Raw genomic sequence first — 20,387 nt, forward strand, 5'->3', positions numbered from 1 at the left:
GAATGCCTGACATCAACGAAGCACCAGCTGATTCCATCGAGGTGACACGATGAACCCTGCAGCAGCTCTCGAATCGTTCCTGAGAGGACAGGAGGCGGAAGGCGTCACTTTCCTCTTCTTCTGGCTTATCATCGGCGCTTTCGCTCTTGCCCTGATATGTTACAGAGCCGATAAGGCCAAGGGATTCACTCACTATGCCCCCAACCTGCTGACGTCACTTGGTATCCTGGGGACATTCATCGGCATCGTCATCGGGCTAATGCACTTCGACCCGACCGATATCGATAGCAGCATTGCCATGCTGTTAGCCGGGCTGGAAACGGCCTTCATGACCAGCCTCCTCGGCATGGCTGCTGCCATTATATATAAAGTTTTGACTGCAACTGTGAGCGCACTGGCCCCAAGCAATGCTGAAGGAATTGGCCCCGATGAAGTTGGCCCTGAGGATATCCACGCCAGCCTGCAAGCCCAGTCGGAAAGCCTGGAGAAACTCAGGCATGCTATCGCCGGCGACGAGGACAGCTCCCTGGTATCACAGCTGAAGCTGCTCCGTACGGATAATCGTGATATCGCCGACAAACTCGGACTACTCGACAAGACCGGCAAGCAGCAGCTGGAGGTGATGGTCGAGCTTCATAAACACTCGGAACAGCAGTCAGAGCGGTTCGATCGCTTCGCCGATGACCTCGAAAGGCAGCTCAAGGATTTCGCTGACATGCTGTCACGGTCTGCCACCGAGGCGGTCATCAATGCTCTGAAGGAGGTGATTGCCGACTTCAACAAGAACCTCACCGAGCAGTTCGGCGAGAACTTCAAGGCACTGGATGCCTCCGTGCAAAAGCTGGTGGAGTGGCAGGAGAACTATCGGCATCAGTTGAAGGACATGAAGGCTCAGTATGACCAAGGAGTCCAGGCTATCACCCAAACCGAGCAGTCCGTGGCCCATATCAGCGAGAAAGCCGGTGCCATCCCTGACACTATGGCGGGCCTGAAGACCCTACTGGAGACCACGCGACACCAGCTCAACGAGCTCAGCAACCACCTCGAGGCCTTCAAAGGAATGCGCGATGCGGCTGTCGAGGCCGTGCCGACTATTCGCGAACAGGTCGACAGCACCGTTCGAGACGTCAGTGGGGCCGCGCAGAGTGCCAGCGAACACTACAAGAAGCTTCTCGATGACTCCGACAAGTATATCGAGGCCCATGACTCGATGCTTCAGGAGTTTCTCAAGAAATTCCAGTCGACCACGCAGGAAGGGATAGAGCAGCTGCGTGAAGACCTGACCAATAGCGCCAAGGATGCTTCTGATCGCCTCATTGATGGCGCTGCCAAGGTCAACGAGTCCCTTATTCAAGGTTCTGAGTCAATCAATACGAACTTTGGCAACCTGAGCCGAAACCTGACCCAGACTTCCGATACCGTCGCGAGCAAGTCTGAGCAGATCGCCGAGCAGCTCGATGATGCCCTCAAGGACGTCAACAGCCATGTCCGCAACATGGGTGAAACCCTAACCAAGGAGAGCCAGACCCTCAGCCAGACTCTGGCCGATGCCGGAAAACAGACCGAGGAGCATATCCGCTCCGTGCAGTCCCAGGTCCAGGATAGCATCGGGCAGATGCAGCAGCGACTCACTCACTCGGTCGAGGAGATGACGAGCATACAGACACGCCAGATGAACGAAGCCTTCCAGCAGATGGAAGGTATCATGCGCCAGGCCGTTCAACGAACCGGCGAGAGCGTCAACTCCCAGCTCAAGGCCATCGACGAGAGCATGCAGCAGGAGCTCGATCGCGTCATGACAGAATTGGGACGTGCTCTGACCCAGATCTCCGGTCGCTTCACCCACGACTACCAGAAGCTGACTCAGCAGATGCAGCAAGTCGTCCAGACAGCCAATAGCGGACAATACTGATGAGCCAGTTGAGATCTCTTTTTGGCAAGGGACACTCAGGGGGAAGTGGTGATGAACATCACTGGCTATCCGTATCAGACTTGATGGCCGGGCTAATGATGGTCTTCCTGTTCATCTCCATTGCCTTGATGCGCCATGCTCTGCTCGAGCGTGATCGCATCAAGGAGGTTGCTGTGGCCTACCAGGAGAATCAGGTCGCCATCTATGACGCCTTGATGGAAGAGTTCGAGGATGACCTTGAAACATGGCAAGCCTCTGTCGATGATGACACCCTGGCCTTTACCTTCCAGTCCCCAGAGGTTCTCTTTGACTCTGGCTCCGAGGCGCTGCGGCCACGATTCCGGCAGATTCTCGATGACTTCTTCCCGCGGTACCTTGAAATCCTCCTGGATTTTTCCGACTCCATCAATGAGGTGAGGATCGAGGGGCATACCAGTAGCCGTTGGGCGCCAGGCTCGACTGACCAGGAAGCCTACTTCAACAATATGGAGCTCTCACAAGGTAGAACTCGATCAGTTTTGGGTTACCTCTATGAGCTTCCCGAGTTAGCCGAATACCAAGAGTGGATCAAGGCCAATATCGCCGCCGTCGGCTTTTCCTCTTCGCGTGTCGTGCTTGATCATGAAGGCCGTGAGGACCCGAACCAGTCTCGTCGGGTCAGCTTTCGCGTCATTACCAATGCCGAGACGCAGATTCGCCAGATACTGGATGGCAACTGATGAAACTCACTGTTGACTTCTCCGCCTTGTTTGCTGTGGCCAGAAAGATGGGAGCCCCCATCGAGGACGATTTTGTCCTCGATACCTATCGCGAACCCTGGGAAGACAAGCTCGGTGCAGAGGGCATCGAATTGGAGGATATCAACGAGCTGGAGAGCACCGATGGGCTGCTTTCCTATCGTGGCCGGCAGGTCCTCCTCTATATCCAGGATCATGGATCAAAAGCCCAAGAGGCCCTGTTGGACCCGGATGCGGGAAAGAAGTACCACGTTGCCGAGTGCCGAACAATACACAAGATGCGGAATGAAGGTCGCTTCGAGCGCTATGTCATTACCAACGACATATCCGGCAAATTCCATATCACTGGCTATGACTACATGACACGTCAACCCGTAGAGGGGAACTCCAGACTGCGTATCTGCAAGAATTGCCTGACCTACCTCAACTACAAGGGCTACAGCAAGCCAGGCAACTATTCGGCCTTCAAGAACTTCGACCTGGATGAGTTCTTCCAGACCTACAGCTCCTTCTTTACCTACCTACCTCAACGGAAGATGGGGGAAGGAGACGGCTATGCGGCGGACTGGCCGGAGATCTCACGTGCCTTTCGCCAGGAGAAGGAATACGCCTGCGAGAAGTGTGGTGTCCGCCTCTCGGACCACCCAAGACTACTACATGTACATCATATCAACGGCGTGAAGAGCGACAACAGGAAGGCCAATCTCAGGGCACTTTGTGCCGACTGCCACAGCAAGGAGGCCTTCCATGAGAGCATGTATGTCTCGCATGCCGACAGGCAGACGATCTCCCGCCTCCGGCATGAGCAACTGTTTCAGCAGCCCGACAACTGGCAGGAGGTCATCGATCTGGCCGACTCTGGGCTCCGGGGGTTCATCGAGCGCTGCCGAAGCGGACGCCTACAGGTACCTGAAGTCGGCCTCGATCTGCAGGATGACAGGGAGGAAGTAAAGGGCATGCTCGAGCTGGCGTGGCCACGGCAACGTCTGGGGATCGCCATCAATGAAAGGGACAGGATGCATGCCGAGCGCCTCGGCTGGAAGGTATTCAGCGTGCATGAGGCACTCGACAACTTCACGACCTTCGTGACGCGATTGTAGGACTATCCCTGTTCGTATCCTTAACCCCTTGCGATTCCTGTCGATCTCGGCCTGCAGCGCGCCTGCATCAGTTGCTCGATGCTACTGATGCCCTGCGGCAGCGGCACGCGTGCCGAGCACTGCGGTGCCAGGTGCGGAAGAGCCGCCATGGGCTCGGCGTACCAGGGCGTTTCTGTTAACTTGAGTTACTACCCAGCGCCTGCGCGAGGGAATGCCCAAGGAGCCCGCATGCTGCCGAGTATCGTCGCCCATGAACTGCAACTGAGTCTGCACGACTACCTGCGAGCGGCCTTCCCGATCTCCACGCCGCACTTCCGCGGCGGCGACACCCAGGGTGAGACGGCGCTGATCGACCGCTTCCTGACCACGCCGGGCAAGCTGCTCAAGGGGCCCTACCTGTCGCTGGGCCTGCCTTTCCGCCGCGACGAGCGTGCCCCGCCCTTCCGCTATGTGGACCCGGGCTTTCCGCCCTATCGCCACCAGCAGCAGGCTTTCCAGCGCCTGTGCGGGGAGGTGAAGCACTCCACCCTGGTGGCCACCGGCACCGGCTCGGGCAAGACCGAGTGCTTCCTGTTGCCGATCCTCGACCACTGCGCCAGCCGGCGTGCCGACCCGGCGATGACCGAGAAGCGCGGCATCAAGGCGCTGATCATCTACCCTATGAACGCCCTGGCCAGCGACCAGGCTCGCCGGGTGGCCCGGCTGGTCAACGGGCTCGGGACGAAACTCACGGTGGGGCTGTTCACCGGCGACCACCCCGAAGCACCGGCTAAGACGATGTCGCCGGACGGGGTGATCACCGACAAGCAGACCCTGCGCGAGCATCCGCCGGACATCCTGCTCACCAACTACAAGATGCTCGACTTCCTGCTGATGCGGCCCAAGGATCAGCCGCTGTGGCGCTACAACGCGCCCGGCACCCTGCGCTACCTGGTGGTGGACGAGCTGCACACCTTCGACGGCGCCCAGGGCACCGACCTGGCCTGCCTGATCCGACGGCTGCGAGAGCGACTGCAGGCGAGCGACGAGCTGGCCTGCGTGGGCACCTCCGCCACCATCGGCGATGCCTCGGCCTCGCAGCGGCTGCGCGAGTACGCGGCGTCGATCTTCGCCACCGAGTTCGATGACGACAGCCTGGTGTTGGAGGATCGCCTCTCCGCCGACGAATATCTGGCCGCCGCCGCGGACGAGCACGGCGAGGTGGCCTTCCACGCCTGGCCGGAGAGCCTCGCCGAGCGTCGCCAGCTCGACCCGCAACGCTTCGAACGATCCGAGGCTTACCTGGCCGCCGCCTTCCAACGCTGGTTTGTCGACGGCAGCATCGCCCCGGCCACCGAGGTGACGGCGCTGGGCGATGCCGGCCATCCCGGGCACTCGGCGGCGCGGGTGGCCTTGGGCCGCGACCTCAAGCGGCACGACGCCTTCCACCGCCTGCTGCGGGACAGCGAAGGGGTCACCGACCTGGAGGCGCTGCTGGAACGCTGGAAGCGCGAGCGCCAATGGGCCGGCGAGCCGGAGGTGCTGCTGCACAGCCTGCTGGCGCTTATTTCGGCGGCCCGCGAGGCGATCCCCCGCGACGACGGCGAACTGCTACTGGCGCCACTACTCACCGTGCGCCTGCAGCTATGGCTGCGGGAGCTATCGCGCATGGTGGCCAGCGTCGACGGTACCCCCGAACTGGTGCACGCCGACGACGATCCCCAGGGGCGCCCGCGTCCCGGCCAGGCCGTCGACGAGGAAGCGCCGCTGCGGCTGCCGCTGATTCACTGCCGCGACTGCCACGCCGCGGCTTGGGGCACGCTGAAGGCCGAGGATGCGCGCCATGTCTCACGCGACCTCGCCGCCTTCTATCGCGGCTACTTCCAGCAGTCGGCGGACGTCTGCCTGCTCTATCCCCTGGGAGACCAGGCACCGCCCGGGGATCGCGTCGGCCAAGTCAAGCAGCTATGCCCCACCTGCGCGGCCCTGACCCATGGCGATGCCAGCGGCCCGTGCCCGGCCTGCGGCGCTCAGGGACAGCTGCGCGTCTGGCAGCCGGCGCTGCAGGAGCGGCGCCGCGAACGGCTAGTCACGGCCACCGACCACTGCCCCTGGTGCCGCTCCCGCGGCGGGCTGTCGATCCTCGGCTTCCGCGCCGCCTCGCTCTCCAGCACCCTGCTGGCGCGCCTCTACCAGTCGCCCTATAACGATGACCACAAGGCCATCGCCTTCTCCGACAGCGTGCAGGACGCCGCCCACCGCGCCGGCTTCTTCGAGGCCCGCACTTGGCGCCAGGCCCTGCGCCAGGCGCTGGACGGCTGGCTGACCGGCCAGGGGCAGGCGCTGTCGCTGGATCGTCTGGGCAGCGCCTTCGCCTCGGCCATGCGTCGACAGGCCGGCAGTGACGCCGACTTCGTGGGTCGCTGGCTGGCCCCCAACATGGCCTGGCTGAAGGATGCCGACAGCCTGCAGCAGCAGGGCAGCCTGCCGGCAGGCAGCGACCTCCCCGAACTGGTCACCAAGCGGCTGGACTGGGAGGTGCATAGCGAGCTGGGCCTGCGCAGCCAGATCGGCCGTACCCTGGAGCGTCAGGGGCGGGTGACCCTGGCGGTGGATACGACCCTGCTCGAGGCCGCCGCCGAGCGCCTGGCGGGCGACTGGATCCAGGAACTGCCCGGCATCGGTGAGGTGACACCGGAGCAGGCCGCCCGCTTCCTGCTCGGCGTGCTGCATCGCCTGCGCACCCGAGGGGCCTTCGACCATCCCGAGGTGGAGGGCTATGCCCGCGACGGCGGCGAGACCTGGTTCTTCCGCCGTAGCCTGTTCCTGCCCAACTACGGACCACGCGCCGCCCCGCCGGCCTTCCTGACCCTGGAGCCGGTGTCACGCAACTTCGACAGCATCACCGGCGCGCGGCAGACCGGGGGAGGAGGCAACTGGTATGCCGGCTGGTTCCTCAAGCAACTGGAAGCCGATCAGGTGCTGGCCAGCGATCTCGGCCAGGCCTATCGCCTGGCGCTGCGCGCCCTGGAACGCGAGGGGCTGGTGCGTGCCGTGGTCCAGCTGCGCGGTCGCGAGGTGTGGGTGCTGACCCGCCCCCACTGGCGCGCGGTGACCCAGCCGCTGCCACTGCGCTGCTCGGCCTGCGGCCAGCGCCATCAGGCCCCGCCGGACCAGCTGATGCGCTGGCAGGGGCTGGCGTGCCTGCAGCCCCAGTGTCGCGGCCGGCTCGAGACGGCCGCGCCCTTCCGCTGGGAACTGACACCCTCGCCCACGCCGCCCACCCGGCTGGTCAGTCATGAACACACCGGCCTGCTGGACGCCGACACCCGCGCCCGGGTGGAGCGCTCCTTCATCGAGGGCGACCGGCCCTGGGACATCAACCTGCTCTCGGCCACGCCGACACTGGAGATGGGCATCGACATCGGCGACCTCTCCTCGGTGCTGCTGTGCTCCACGCCACCGGCCCAGGCCAACTATCTGCAGCGCATCGGCCGCGCCGGGCGTCGCGACGGCAATGCCCTGAACGTCACCATCGCCAACGCCGCGCCCCACGACCTCTACTTCTACGCCGAGCCACTCGAGATGATGGCCGGCAGCGTGCAGCCGCCAGGCGTCTTCCTGCAGGCCACCGCCGTGCTGGAGCGCCAGCTGCTGGCCTACGCCTTCGACCACTGGGTGGCCGAGGCGGCCCGCGACGGGACCCTGGACGAACAGATGCTGCCGGGAAGGCTCTCGTCGGTTCTGGACAATATTACCCGCGACGACCAGCAGGGCTTTCCTTATCCGTTGCTGGCCTATGTGCGCGAACACCGCCAGACGCTGTTCGAGGGCTTCTGTGCCCTCTTCCCCTCACTGGACAGCGAGGCGCGTGGGCACCTGCACGCCTACCTGATTGGCGGCGAGGCCGACCCGAGCAGCCTGGAGCACCGCATCGTCAACCGGCTACGGCACAAGGCCAAGCAGCGCCAGAGTTGGCGGGATACCATCCGCGACTACAAGAACCAGCTGGAGCGCCGTCGCAAGCAGCCCCATGACGAGGCCAACGAAGAGGCCATGGACGCCATCGATACCGAGCGTCGCGCCCTGATGGACCTGGCCCGGCGGCTCGATGCCCAGCACACGCTCAACTTCTTCACCGACGAGGGGCTGCTGCCCAACTACGCCTTCCCCGAGGAGGGCGTGACCCTCAATGGTGTGGTGATCCGCTCGGTGAGCCGTGCCCAGCGCGAGGCTGCGGGCGAAGAGAAGTCGCGTCCCTACGAGGTGGTGAGCTATGACTTCCAGCGCCCCGCCCAGAGTGCTCTGGTGGAACTGGCCCCCGAGAACACCTTCTACGCCGTGGGACGGGCGCTGAAGATCGACCAGGTCAATCTGCGGCTGAGCGACGTCGAGGCGTGGCGGCTGTGCAACCATTGCCACTACAGCGAGAACCTGGCAAAGGGCGATATCCACGGCGCCTGCCCGCGCTGCGGCAGCCCCCAGTGGGGCGACGGTGCCCAGAAACGCCAGCTACTGCGGCTGCGTGAAGTGACCGCCAACGTGCGCGACCGCGACAGTCGCATCGGTGATGACAGCGAGCATCGCGAGCCCTCCTTCTACACCCGCCAGCTGCTCACCGACATCGCCCCGGGCAGCGCCCGCTTCGCCTACCGCATCGACGATCCTCAATGCCCCTTCGGCTTCGAGTATGTCCCGAAGGCGCGCTTCCTGGAGATCAACTTCGGTCGTCACGACGACCAGGCGCCCTCGCTGGCGGTGGCCGGCGAGGAGCGACCACGCAGCGGCTTCCGGGTGTGCAAGCACTGCGGCAAGGTGCAGCGGCCCGGCATGAAGGCCCAGGAGCGCCACCAGCGTTTCTGCCAACTGACCCGGCCCGGTGCCGTCGAGCAGGAGGGCGACTTCATCGACAGCCTGTTCCTTTACCGCGAGCTGTCATCAGAGGCGCTGCGCCTGCTGCTGCCGCTCTCCGATGTAGCGATCTCCGATACCGCCCGCCACTCGCTGATCGCCGCTCTGCACCTGGGGCTCAAGGCCCACTTCCATGGCAACGTGGACCACCTGCGCATCACCGAGCAGCAGACGCCGGGCCAGGCCGGTGGCCCCGCGCGCCACTACCTGGTGTTGCACGACAGTGTGCCCGGTGGTACCGGCTACCTGAAGGAGCTGATGCAGTCGCCGGAGACGCTGCTGGCGATGCTCGACACCGCCCGCCACCAACTGGCGGCTTGCAGCTGCCAGCAGGACCCGACGCTGGATGGCTGCTACCGCTGCCTGCTGGCCTACCGTGAGAGCCGGCACATGGCCAAGATCTCGCGGCGACTGGCCCTGGAGCTGCTGGACCGGATCCTGAGTCGTCGCGGGGCCCTCGTCGCCATCGACGGCCTGGAAGAGGTCGACCTCAATGCCCTGGTGGAGAGCGAGCTGGAGCAGCGCTTCATCGACCTGCTGCCCAACCTGGATGCCGGTATCCGTCTGGTACCGGAACTGGTCGAGGGCAACCCGGGCTGGCGACTCACCCTGGAGACCGGTCGCGAGGCCGATGGTAGCCCGCAGCTGACCAGCTGGCGCATCGAGCCCCAGCGCAACCTGGGCCCGGGTGACGATGTGGCATTGCCTACCCGTCCCGACTTCGTGCTCTGGCCCGGCGGCGAGGCCAACCGCGGCGCGCGCCCCCTGGCGCTCTACCTGGACGGCTTCCAGTTCCACCACGACCGGCTGGACGATGACACCGCCAAGCGCCAGGCGGTGCTGGCCTCCCACCGCTTCCAGGTCTGGACCCTGGGCTGGCGCGATCTGGACGGGGCGGCACCGGAGATTCCGCTGTGGCAGCGCCAGCCCGATAGCCATCTCGGGCAGCTCTATGCTCAGCTGGCCGACAGGCTGGGCTTGGCCAGCCGACATGACGGCGCGAAGGCGTTGAACGAGAGTTCGCTGGCCTGGCTGCTGGCCTACCTGCGCGACCCCGCCGACACGGCTCGGCGACTGGCCGAGGCGGCGTTGGGCCAGGCCTTTCACTGGCTGAACCCACGCACCCTTAAGGACCCGGCCCTGCGCCATGCCCTGGACCTGGAGCTGGCCGAGAATGCCCCGCCGGGAATCCGCCGCGCGCTGCTGCCCGAGGGGAACGCTGAAGGCCGGTTGCTGGGCGGCGCCCTGGATGCCCTGGGCAGCGGGGCCTCGCGGGATGGCCCGGCGGGAAGCGAGGTGGCAGTGAGCATCTCCGCGACCGCTCTCCAGGACGCCAAGCGCCTGACCCGGGAACTGCATCTCCACCTGAGCCTGGACGACCGCCACTTGCCCGTTAGCCCGGAGGGCGAGAGTCGCTGGCGGGCCTTCTGGCACGCCACCAACCTGCTGCAGTTTCTGCCGCGCTTCTCGCTCTGCTCGGTGCGCGGCGTGGCCAGCGGTGTGGTCACCGATGCCGTGGCGAAGTGTCCGGCCCTGGCAGTGGAACCCAGCGAGAGCACTGGACCGGAAGCGGCCACTACCGCCGGCTGGCAGGCGTTGATCGACGACGAGCTGACACTGCTGCCGCCCGACTGGATCGCTGCCCTGGCCGAGCGCGGCCTGCCGCTGCCCACTCCGGGCCTGGACGTGCTGGACGCCTTCGGAGAGGCCTCCATCACCCTTGAGCTGGCCTGGGAAGGCCTACGGGTGGCGGTAGCCATCGAGGAGGAACTGCCCACCGGCTGGCAGCAGGTGCTGGCCGACTGGCGAGTGGTCACCACCCTGGATGATGCCGCCATCGACCTGTTGGCAGAGTCGCTGAACATTGATGAAAGGAGTGACCCATGAGCGAGATCACCGTCGCGCTGTCCCAGGAGTTCCTGGAAGCCTATGCCCGTATTCCCCGCCGCAAGCAAGGCAAGGTGATGGCCATGGTCACCAAGTTCCGCGAGAACCCTCGCTCGCCGGGGCTCAACTACGAGACCCTGGCCACGCCCGATCCCAACCTGCGCTCGATCCGCGTGGACGACGACTACCGCGCCATCGTGCTCAAGCCCGAGCGCGGCAACGTCTATGTGCTGCTATGGGTGGACAAGCACGACGACGCCTACGCCTGGGCCAGCCGCCACCGGGTGGATATCCATCCTCAGACCGGCAGCCTGCAGATTCTCGCCTCCACCACCGAGGAGGTGCCCGCCGATCGGGTGGAGGCGACTCCAGAGGCACCGACCAGCACACTAACCGAACCGCTGTTCCAGGCTCGCGACCGCGAGCTGCTGCGGCTGGGTGTGCCGGAGATGCTGCTGGAGCCAGTCAAGTCGCTGACCAGCGAGGCCGAACTGGAAGCGCTGGCGTCTCGCCTCCCCGAGGAAGCCTTCGAGGCGCTCACCTTCCTGGCCCAGGGCGAGCGGCTGGACGAAGTACTGGAGACCTACGGGGTACCTGATGCCGTCCCACAGGTGGACCGCGAGGACTTCGCCGCCGCGCTGCGCCGGCCCGATAGCCAACGCCGCTTCCGCGTGGTGGAGGAAGAGCAGGAGCTGGAGCGCATGCTGCAGGCGCCGCTCGCCCACTGGCGGGTCTTCCTGCACCCGAGCCAACGCCAGCTGGTGGAACGCCACTGGAACGGCCCGGTGCGGGTACTGGGTGGTGCCGGCACCGGCAAGACGGTGGTGGTCATGCACCGCGCCCGTTGGCTGTCTCGACGCCTGCAGGAGGACCTGGCCAGAGACAGCCAGCATCGGGTGCTGGTTACCACCTTCACCCGCAACCTGGCCATCGATATCGAGCAGCACCTGCGCCAGTTATGCCGTGACGACGAGCTGGCGCGCATCGAAGTGGTCAACATCGACCGCCTGGTGGCGCGCCTGGTCAACCGACGCGGCGCTCCGAGGCTGGTCTACCCCAACGACAAGGGTTACCAGAAGGCATGGGACTCGGCCATGCAGATGAAGCCCGCCGATCCCGATCTGCCCGAGACCTTCTACCGCGAGGAGTGGCAGCAAGTGATCTTGCCCCAGCATGTGCTGACCCGCCAGGACTACTTTCGTGCCTCCCGGGCCGGGCGGGGCGTGGCCCTCAACCGCCGCCAACGCGCCGCCCTCTGGCCGGTCTTCGAGGAGATGCGTGCCCAGCTCAGCCACGCCCGCCTGCGCCCCTTCGAGGACGGTGTGTTCGAGGCCATCGCCATGATGGAGCGCGGTGAGCTGACCGCGCCCTGGGCACACATTATCGTCGACGAAGCCCAAGACTTCGGCGCCGAAACCCTGACCCTGCTGCGCCACCTAGTGCCGGAGGGCCAGGACGACCTGCTGATCGTCGGCGACGGTCACCAGCGCATCTACGGTCGCCGGGCGGCGCTGTCACGCTGCGGCATCAACATTCGCGGGCGCGGCAAGAAGTTGCGTATCAACTACCGCACCACCGAACAGACCCGGCGCTTCGCCGTGGCCCTGCTCGAGGGCCAGTCCATCGACGACCTGGACGAGGGCAGCGACGGCCAGCAGGACTACCGCTCCCTGTTGCAAGGCGAGGCCCCTGAGGTATATCACTACCCGGATTTCGACGCCGAGATGGACGCCTTGGCCGAGAGGCTAAATACCCACCTGACGGACCACGATGCCGAGGACCCGGAAGGCCTCGGCGCCGACTGCTGTGTGGCCGCCCGTACCCAGCGGCTGCTGGACCAGATCGCCGCCGCCCTCGCGACCCGCGGTGTAGACACCCGCCCCATTTCGCGCAATGCACCCGACACCCCCGAACAGCCCGGCGTGCGCCTGGCCACCCTGCACCGGGTCAAGGGTCTGGAGTTCCGCCAGATGCATATCGCCTGTGTGAACGACGGCGTGATCCCGGCGAAGCACACCGGGTGGACGGAGGACCCGGTGGAAAAGCGTCATCGCGAACTCAACGAGCGCGCCCTGCTGCATGTGGCCGCGACTCGGGCCATCGAGCGGCTACATGTCTCCAGCCACGGCGAGCCAAGTCCCTTCCTGGGAGTGTGACATTCACGTACCACTCCCTGTTAGAGTTCTTCCAGACTAGGTGAGATACGGCGAGTTAGTCTTTCTCCCCGCCCCAGCCCAGCTGCTTGGCCAGGGTAAAGGCATGGTTGGCCGCCGGTACGCCGCCGTAGATGGCCACGTGCATCAGCACCTGGCGCAGCTCCGCCTCGGTGAGGCCGATACGCTTCGCCGTCTTGAGGTGCAGTTCGAGCTCCTCGCGGCCCAGGGCGGCCAGGATGCCGGTGGTGATCATGCTGCGCTCGCGACGGGTCAGGTCGTCGTTGCTCCACAGCTCGCCCCAGGCCAGGCGGGTGATCATCTGCTGGAAGGGCGCGTCCAGGCGGGTGGCGTTCTCGGTGGAGCGGGCCACGTGCTCCTCGCCCAGCACCTGCTTGCGGGTCGTCAGGCCGGTGGCGTAGTCCACGCCCTTGTCGCCTACGTCGCCCAGGTCCACCGCCAGCACCGCCAGCAGCTTCTCGGCGAACAGGGCCGGCACCTCCACGGAGGGCACATGGCCGACGGCGTCGAGGATCTCGAGCGGCGCGCCGTCGCACTCGGCCGCCAGGGCCTCCAGCGTCGCCGGCGGGGTTGCCAGGTCCTCGCTGCCGCCCAGCAACTGCACCTTCACTCCCTTCCTGGTCAGCTTGCCGGTAAAGGCGTGGCTGCCCAGCATCTCGCACAGGCGCGCATAGGACTCGTCGTCGCCACGCCCCATCTGGGTCATCCAGCCGTGCTTGAGCGCCGGACTGGCCTCGATGCGACCGGCGGAGAACCAGCGCGGCACGATCTCGCCGCTGATCGCTCCCAGGCCCTCGTCGCGCACGCGGCCGGCGCGGGTGGTCCAGAGCTCGCTGGTGCCGATCACCGCCCCGGTGTTGGTCAGGGTGACGGAGTAGAGCCGCTCGGCGTGCTCGGCCAGCAGTTGCTGGCCCACCACGCCGCCGATGGAGGTGCCGGCGAAGTGGAAGCGGCCGGCGCCGGCGTGGTCCGCCAGGGCCAGGGCCTCGCTTGCCAGGTCGGCCGGGGTGATCGCTCCCTCGCCCCAGGCCTGGCTGGCGCCATGGCCGGGCAGGTCCCAGGTCAGCACGCGGTAGCGTGGCAGCAGCGCCGGCAGCACGTCGTCCCACACCGCCTGGCTCATGCCCAGCGGATGGGCCAGCACCACCAGCGGCAGCGCCTCGGCTCCGAGCAGGCGATAGGCCACGCTGCGGCCGTTGATGTTCAGAAATGCCATGGAAGTCTCTCCTGACGCCTAACGTCAAAATTCAATGTTGTCCCCCTCGACGGCGGTCCGTACCGTCCGTCAGTGGCCCCCGAAATGGACCCGATGGAGAGTCGTTAAGCCGCCTTGAGTCCCAGGATCTCGCGAGCCTGTTGCCAGGTAGCCACCGGACGCTCGTATTTCTCGCAAAGCTCCGCCACCCGCTCGACCAAGGCGGCATTCGAGGGTGCCAAGCGCTCCTTGTCCCAGCGGACATTGTCCTCGAGGCCAGTGCGAGTGTGGCCTCCGGCGGCGATCGACCATTCGTTGAGCACTAACTGGTTGGCGCCGACACCGGCCCCGCACCACTGGGAACCCGGCGCCAGTCGCTCGAGGGTCTCGATGTAGAAGTCGAAGGTCGGCTTGTCGACCGGCATGGCGTTCTTCACGCCCATCACGAACTGGACGTACAGCGGCGCCTTGATCTTGCCCTGCTTCATCAGGTTCACCGCCTGATGGATATGCGACAGGTCAAAGGCCTCGATCTCGGGCTTGATGTCATAGGTCAGCATCTCGGAGGCGAGCCAGTCCACCAGGTCGGGGGAATTCTCGTAGACGCGCGTAGGGAAGTTGTTGGACCCCACCGACAGACTGGCCATGTCGGGCTGCAGCGGTAGCATGCCGCCGCGCTCACGATCGGCACCAGAGCGGCCGCCGGTGGACAGCTGGACGATCATGCCCGGGCAGTGCTTGCGCAGTCCTTCCAGCAAATGGGCAAACTTCTCGGGATCCGAGGTCGGGGTCTGATCCTCGTTGCGGACATGGCAGTGCGCAATGGTCGCCCCGGCCTCGAAGGCCGCCTGGGTGCTCTCGATCTGCTCCTCGATGGTGATCGGAACCGCCGGGTTGTTCTCTTTGCGTGGCAGGCTGCCGGTGATGGCAACGCAGATAATGCAGGGATTTGACATGGGAACCTCGCGTAATGCCTACGCTTTGTCTGAAAACTGCCTGCGCTTGGTCATACGGCGTTAAAAATCGGCTCAAAGTGCTCATTTACACCGCGTAAACTCCGTCTTTTCGCCGATTTTTGCCTTGTCTGACCATCGCTCGACGACTTTTCGGACAAAGCTTAAGGACTCGTTCGGCGGTCATGGATGCGTCACGAGGCCGGTACCGCGGGCGCTTACGCCCGCTCGATCAGGGTCGCGATGCCCTGCCCCACGCCCACGCACATGGTGCACAAAGCATAGCGCTTGCCGCTCTTCTGCAGCTCGTAGGCGGCGGTCATCAGCAGGCGCGCGCCGGACATGCCCAGCGGATGCCCCAGGGCGATGGCGCCGCCGTTGGGGTTGACCCGCGGGTCGTCGTCCTCGAGGCCCAGGTCCCGCATACAGGCGAGCGCCTGGGCGGCGAAGGCCTCGTTGAGCTCGATCACGTCGATCTCGTCGAGGGACACCCCGGTGCGCTCGAGCAGCTTGTTCACCGCCGGCACCGGGCCGTAGCCCATGAGGCGCGGCTCGACGCCGGCGGTGGCCATGCCGAGGATCCTGGCCATGGGCGTGAGGCCGTGCTTGTCGACGGCGGCCTGGCTGGCCACCAGCATGGCGGCGGCGCCGTCGTTGACCCCGGAGGCGTTGCCGGCGGTGACGCTGCCGCCCTCGCGGAACGGCGTCGGCAGGCCGGCGAGCTTCTCGAGCGTGGTCTCGCGCGGGTGCTCGTCCCGGTCGAAGAGCAGCGGTGCCTGCTTGCGCCGGGGAATCTCGATCGGGGTGATCTCGATGGCGAAGCGGCCCGCCTTCTGCGCGGCGGCGGCCTTCTGCTGGGAGCGCAGGGCGAAGGCGTCCTGGTCCTCCCGGGAGATCGCGAACTGCTCGGCCACGTTCTCGGCGGTCTCCGGCATGGCGTCGACGCCATAGGCCTTCTTCATCAGCGGGTTGACGAAGCGCCAGCCGATGGTGGTGTCCTCGATCTTCTGGGTGCGGGAGAAGGCGCTCTCGGCCTTGCCCAGCACGAAGGGGGCGCGGGACATGGACTCCACGCCGCCGGCCAGGGCCAGGTCCATCTCGCCGGCCTTGATGGCACGGAAGGCGGTGCCCACCGCGTCCATGCCGGAGCCGCACAGGCGGTTCAGGGTGGTGCCGGGCACCGAGGTGGGCAGGCCGGCGAGCAGCGCCGACATGCGCGCCACGTTGCGGTTGTCCTCGCCGGCCTGGTTGGCGCAGCCCATGAATACTTCCTCGATGGCCGCCGGATCGAGATCCGGGGCGTCGGCCAGCACCGCCTTGAAGATGGTGGCGGCGAAGTCGTCGGGGCGCACGCTGGACAGGGTGCCGCCGAAGCGGCCCACGGCGGTGCGCCGCGGATGACAAAGGTAGACGTCGGTCATAACAACTCCTGGTTCATTCACCCGCGTGCTTGCGATCGGTACGCGCTTTCAAATCGCGCAGGATCTCGAGCTCATGGGTCGAGGGCTCCGGGGTGGACTCGAGGTGCCCGGCGAAGCGGATCTCCCAGCCGGTGGCCTCGACCACATCCTCGCGGGTCACCCCCGGGTGCAGCGAGACCACGGTGAGTTCCTTGGTCTCGGGATCGGGCTTCATCACGCACAGGTCGGTGATCACCCGGGTCGGGCCGCGGCCGATATTGGGCACGCCGTCGCGGCCCTTGCCGTCGCGGCCGAAGCCCAGGGTGGTGACGAAGTCCACGTCCTTGACGAAGGCGCGCCTGGAGTGCTTGAGGGTGATGAACACCTCACCGGCATTGGTGGCGATCTCGGGGGCACCGCCGCCGCCCGGCAGGCGCACCTTGGGGTCATGGTAGTCGCCGATGAGGGTGGTGTTGAGGTTGGCGAAGCGGTCGATCTGGGCGGTGCCCAGGAAGCCGACGCTGACCTTGCCGCCCTGCAGCCAGTAGCGAAACATCTCCGGCACCGAGACGGTGGTCAGCGCCGACTCGCACAGCTCGCCGTCGCCGATGGAGAGCGGCAGCACGTCCGGCTTGGTCTGCAGGGTGCCGGATTCGTAGATCAGCACCACGTCCGGGGCATGGGTCAGGCGCGCCAGGTTGGCCGCCTCGCTGGGCAGGCCGATGCCGACGAAGCAGGTCATGCCGTTCTCCAGCGCCCGGGCGGCGGTCACGGTCATCATCTCCGCGGAGGTGTAGTCGAGGCTCATCAGGATGCTCCTCCTGCCGGGTTGGTCACTTGCTGGTAGACGTTCTCGTCGAGCCATTGGCTGAAGGCGTCGCGGTCACGGGCGATGGTGTCCCACTCCTTGTAGAAGCGGTTGTCGCGCGGGTAGTAGCCGTGGGTGTAGGAGGGATAGGAGCCCTTCTCGGCCACGGCCACGGCGCTGATCGCCCAGCCGGGGATCACGCAGGCGTTGGGGTGATAGTCCGGCTCGGCGGTCAGGTCGTCGACGATCTCCTCGACGGTGACGATGCTGTGCTTCGCCGCCAGCACCGCTTCCTTCTGCACGCCGACGATGCCCTCCACCAGCACGTTGCCCTTCCGGTCGGCCTTCTGGGCGTGAACGATGGAGACGTCCGGACGCACCGCGGGCACCGCCGCCAGGCGCTCGCCGGTGAAGGGGCACTCGATGAACTTGATCTGGTCGTTGACGTTGGGCAGCTCGCTGCCCACATAGCCCCGCAGCACGGCCAGCGGCAGGCCGGCGGCACCGGCCTCGAAGGCACAGGCCATGGCGGCGTGGCTGTGCTCGAGGATCTCGACCCGGTGCGGCCAGCCCTTCTCCACGGCATCGCGCAGGCGATGCAGCGAGCCCACGCCGGGGTTGCCGCCCCAGGAGAAGATCACCTTCTTCGCGCAGCCCGCACCGATCAACTGGTCGTAGACCAGGTCGGGGGTCATGCGAATCAGGGTCAGGTCGCGTTTGCCCTGGCGGATCACCTCGTGACCCGCGGCAAAGGGGATCAGGTGGGTAAAGCCTTCCATGGCCACGGTGGCGCCGTCCTCGACGTAGCGCGCGACCGCATCATGCAGGCTGAGAAACTCGGCCATCTTGGTTCGCCTCCTGGGGATTCAAGCCGATGCCGGTAGAGCCGATCATCGTAGTTCGCTATGTGAACATAGGTTTGTGATACGAACAAGCTAATCCCTTAGCGCGCTACCGTCAAATCCACGAAAAAGGGAAGGCTGAGCCTTCCCTTTCATGCATCGCGGAGCGATGTATCAGTCAAATCAATTGATTAACATCGGCTGAGCCACTCGGTCGCGCGTTTCACCTGGGCCCTGCTACTACCAAGGTATAAGGCCGGGTCCGTGGCGCGGTGCACGGCGGCGGGATCGAGGCGCCCCTGCACCTCGGCATGCTCGTTCAATACCTCGGCATAGCCGCGGCCACTGCGGCGGGCCGTCTCCGCGGCCTCGGCGCTGATGCGCTTGGCCGCGTCCTGGCCGACCACCGGCGCCAGCAGCCGCGACACCGGCTCGGCCATGATGCCGCCACCGGTCGCCGCCAGGTTGCGCCGCATCGCCTCGGGGTGCACCTCCAGCCCCTCGAGCAGCACCGCCGCCTGCTCCAGTGCCCCCTCGAGCAGCAGGGCGCTGTCGATCAGTGGCGCCCACTCGGCGTGCCACTCGCCGAGCCCCCGCTCCAGCGGCTGGGCGGCGGCGTTGAGCAGTACCGTGGTGTGGCCATGGACCTGACGGGCCGCGCCGCGGATCAGCGCACAGCGCACCGGGTTGCGCTTGTGGGGCATCGACGAGGACTCGCCCATGCCGGGAGCCGCCGGCTCGGCCACCTCGCCCAGCTCGGTCTGGGTCAGCAGGGCGACATCCAGGGCCAGCTTCTCGGCGGCACCGGCCACCGCATCCAGGGCGGTGCCCAGGGCGTGAATCGGCTGGCGATCGGTATGCCAGGGCAGCACTGGACGACCCAAGCCGAGCCGTTCGGCCAACGCGTCCATGAAGTCGAGCCCCAGGTCGTCCCAGCCGGAGTGCACCCCCACGGCGCCGCCGAACTGCACCGGCAGGCCGGTCTCGGCCAGCGCCGCCAGCCGTCGGCGCGCCTGCTCCAGGCCCAGCGCCCAGTGGGCGACCTTGACGCCGAAGGTGATCGGCAGCGCCTGCTGCATCAGGGTGCGGCCCACCATCACGGTACCCTCATGGGCGGCCATCAGGTCGATCGCCGCGGCCCGGCAGCGCACCAGCAGGGCGTCGAGGGAGGCCAGCCGCGGCCCCAGCAGCAGCATCAGGGCACTATCGACCACGTCCTGGCTGGTGGCGCCCTGGTGCCAGTAGCGCTTCAATGCCTCCGGCAGGGCGGCCCGCCCCTGCTTGACGAAGGGAATGGCGGCGTTGCCGCCGCTGGCGATACCGGCGGCGATGGCGTCACAATCGAAGGCGTAGGCTTCCAGGGTCGCGCGCATGGTGCGGCTGGCCCCCTCGGGCACCGCCCCCCTTGCCTCCTGGACCTCGGCGAGGGACAGTTCGAAGGCGAGCATGGCCTCGACCATGGCCTCGGCATTGCACTCGGCCAGCGCCGATTGGCTCATGAAGGGGTGCTGCAGCAGGGCGGCGGGCATGGGTCTCTCCTGATGGGGCAACGGGAGACGGTCGCAACGCCTCCCCCAATGGTCGTACAAGTGTTCGCGATTCGAACACTATGCTAGATTGTAGGCCAGATCACGAGCAACTCGAGCAAGGACGAGATGGGATGGACATGGCAGCACAGGAAGAGGTTCTCAGCCCCGACGATCGCGACTTCGTCACCGCCCTGGCCAGCGGTCTCGAGGTGATCCTGGCCTTCGACGAGGCCCACCCGCGCATGACGCTGAGCGAGGTGGCCAGCCGCACCGGCATGAACCGCGCCCGGGCCCGGCGTTTCCTGTTGACCCTGCATGCGCTCGGCTACGTTCGCAAGCAGGGGCGCTCGTTCGAGCTGGCGCCCAAGGTACTCCAGCTCGGCTACGCCTTCCTGTCGGCCAACAACTATCGCTCGGTGATCCAGCAGGTGCTGGAGGAGATCACCGCCGAGAGCGGCGAGTCCTCGTCGCTGGGGGTGCTGGACGGCGACGACGTCACCTACGTCGCCCGCTCCTCCTCGCGCCACCGGCTGATGGCTATCACCCTGTCCGTGGGCACCCGCCTGCCCGCCGCCCACACCTCCATGGGCCGGGTGCTGCTGGCCCAGTTGCCCGACGCCGAGCTCGACGCCTACCTGGCGCGGGTGGTGCTGGAGCGGTACACCGACAAGACCGTGACCGACAAGGCCGAGCTGAAGAAGTGTATCCTCAAGGTACGGCAGCAAGGCTACGCCATCGCCGACCAGGAGCTCGACTCCGGGCTGCGCTCCCTGGCCGTTCCCGCCTTCGACGCCAACGGCAAGTTGCTCGGCGCCATCAACATCAGCACCAATGCGGCGCGCGTCGACTTCGACACCCTGATGCGGCAGTACCTGCCACTGCTGCAGGAGAAGGCCCGGCAGCTCCGCGCCCATGTCAGTTGAGTGGCACGGGTGTATTTTTCCGAACAAGATTCTAGAA

At 66.0% G+C, this 20,387-nt stretch carries 12 protein-coding genes; 6 read left to right on the plus strand and 6 right to left on the minus strand.

The window, feature by feature from the left end:
• The first annotated feature begins 49 nt into the window (after positions 1 to 49).
• The 5 genes from AC5W54_RS07840 to AC5W54_RS07860 all read left to right on the plus strand — a co-directional run bounded on the left by AC5W54_RS07840 (position 50) and on the right by AC5W54_RS07860 (position 12,682).
• A complete protein-coding gene (locus AC5W54_RS07840; RefSeq protein ID WP_495961514.1) occupies positions 50 to 1,912 on the plus strand; it encodes a hypothetical protein in 1,863 nt (620 codons plus the stop codon).
• Positions 1,912 to 2,631, plus strand: coding sequence for an OmpA/MotB family protein (locus AC5W54_RS07845; protein WP_495961515.1), 720 nt, complete (start codon positions 1,912 to 1,914; stop codon positions 2,629 to 2,631). The genes AC5W54_RS07840 and AC5W54_RS07845 overlap by 1 nt, the downstream gene beginning before the upstream one ends.
• Positions 2,631 to 3,749: an HNH endonuclease gene (locus AC5W54_RS07850; protein WP_495961516.1), complete on the plus strand. Its 1,119-nt coding sequence runs from the start codon at positions 2,631 to 2,633 to the stop codon at positions 3,747 to 3,749. The genes AC5W54_RS07845 and AC5W54_RS07850 overlap by 1 nt, the downstream gene beginning before the upstream one ends.
• A gap of 228 nt (positions 3,750 to 3,977) precedes the next feature.
• On the plus strand, positions 3,978 to 10,526 hold the full coding sequence (locus AC5W54_RS07855; RefSeq protein ID WP_495961517.1) for a DEAD/DEAH box helicase: 6,549 nt from the start codon (positions 3,978 to 3,980) through the stop codon (positions 10,524 to 10,526).
• Complete coding sequence (locus tag AC5W54_RS07860; protein WP_495961518.1) at positions 10,523 to 12,682, plus strand: UvrD-helicase domain-containing protein; 2,160 nt, start codon at positions 10,523 to 10,525, stop codon at positions 12,680 to 12,682. The genes AC5W54_RS07855 and AC5W54_RS07860 overlap by 4 nt, the downstream gene beginning before the upstream one ends.
• A 55-nt stretch (positions 12,683 to 12,737) precedes the next feature.
• Here AC5W54_RS07860 and AC5W54_RS07865 read toward each other — a convergent pair whose 3' ends face one another.
• From AC5W54_RS07865 to AC5W54_RS07890, 6 genes are all read right to left on the minus strand, one after another.
• Entirely contained in the window at positions 12,738 to 13,916 is a 1,179-nt protein-coding gene (locus tag AC5W54_RS07865) for an alpha/beta fold hydrolase (RefSeq protein ID WP_495961519.1), read from the minus strand.
• Positions 13,917 to 14,020: 104 nt separating this feature from the next.
• Positions 14,021 to 14,851, minus strand: coding sequence for a 3-oxoadipate:acetyl-CoA acetyltransferase (locus AC5W54_RS07870; RefSeq protein ID WP_495961520.1), 831 nt, complete (start codon positions 14,849 to 14,851; stop codon positions 14,021 to 14,023).
• Between the two features lie 215 nt (positions 14,852 to 15,066).
• Positions 15,067 to 16,269, minus strand: a complete 1,203-nt coding sequence (pcaF, locus tag AC5W54_RS07875; RefSeq protein ID WP_495961521.1) for a 3-oxoadipyl-CoA thiolase — start codon at positions 16,267 to 16,269, stop codon at positions 15,067 to 15,069.
• A 13-nt stretch (positions 16,270 to 16,282) separates the two neighbouring features.
• Complete coding sequence (locus AC5W54_RS07880) at positions 16,283 to 17,056, minus strand: CoA-transferase subunit beta (RefSeq protein ID WP_495961522.1); 774 nt, start codon at positions 17,054 to 17,056, stop codon at positions 16,283 to 16,285.
• The gene (locus AC5W54_RS07885; protein WP_495961523.1) at positions 17,056 to 17,901 is read right to left on the minus strand and encodes a CoA transferase subunit A; all 846 of its coding nucleotides are present in this window, start codon (positions 17,899 to 17,901) and stop codon (positions 17,056 to 17,058) included. The genes AC5W54_RS07880 and AC5W54_RS07885 overlap by 1 nt, the downstream gene beginning before the upstream one ends.
• Positions 17,902 to 18,089: 188 nt before the next feature.
• Positions 18,090 to 19,427: a class-II fumarase/aspartase family protein gene (locus tag AC5W54_RS07890; RefSeq protein WP_495961524.1), complete on the minus strand. Its 1,338-nt coding sequence runs from the start codon at positions 19,425 to 19,427 to the stop codon at positions 18,090 to 18,092.
• Positions 19,428 to 19,564: 137 nt separating this feature from the next.
• Between AC5W54_RS07890 and AC5W54_RS07895 the strand changes: the two genes are divergently transcribed.
• Positions 19,565 to 20,350, plus strand: a complete 786-nt coding sequence (locus AC5W54_RS07895; protein WP_495961525.1) for an IclR family transcriptional regulator domain-containing protein — start codon at positions 19,565 to 19,567, stop codon at positions 20,348 to 20,350.
• Positions 20,351 to 20,387 lie beyond the last annotated feature (37 nt).

The sequence above is a fragment of the Halomonas sp. LMYGS-3 genome (assembly GCF_059509875.1).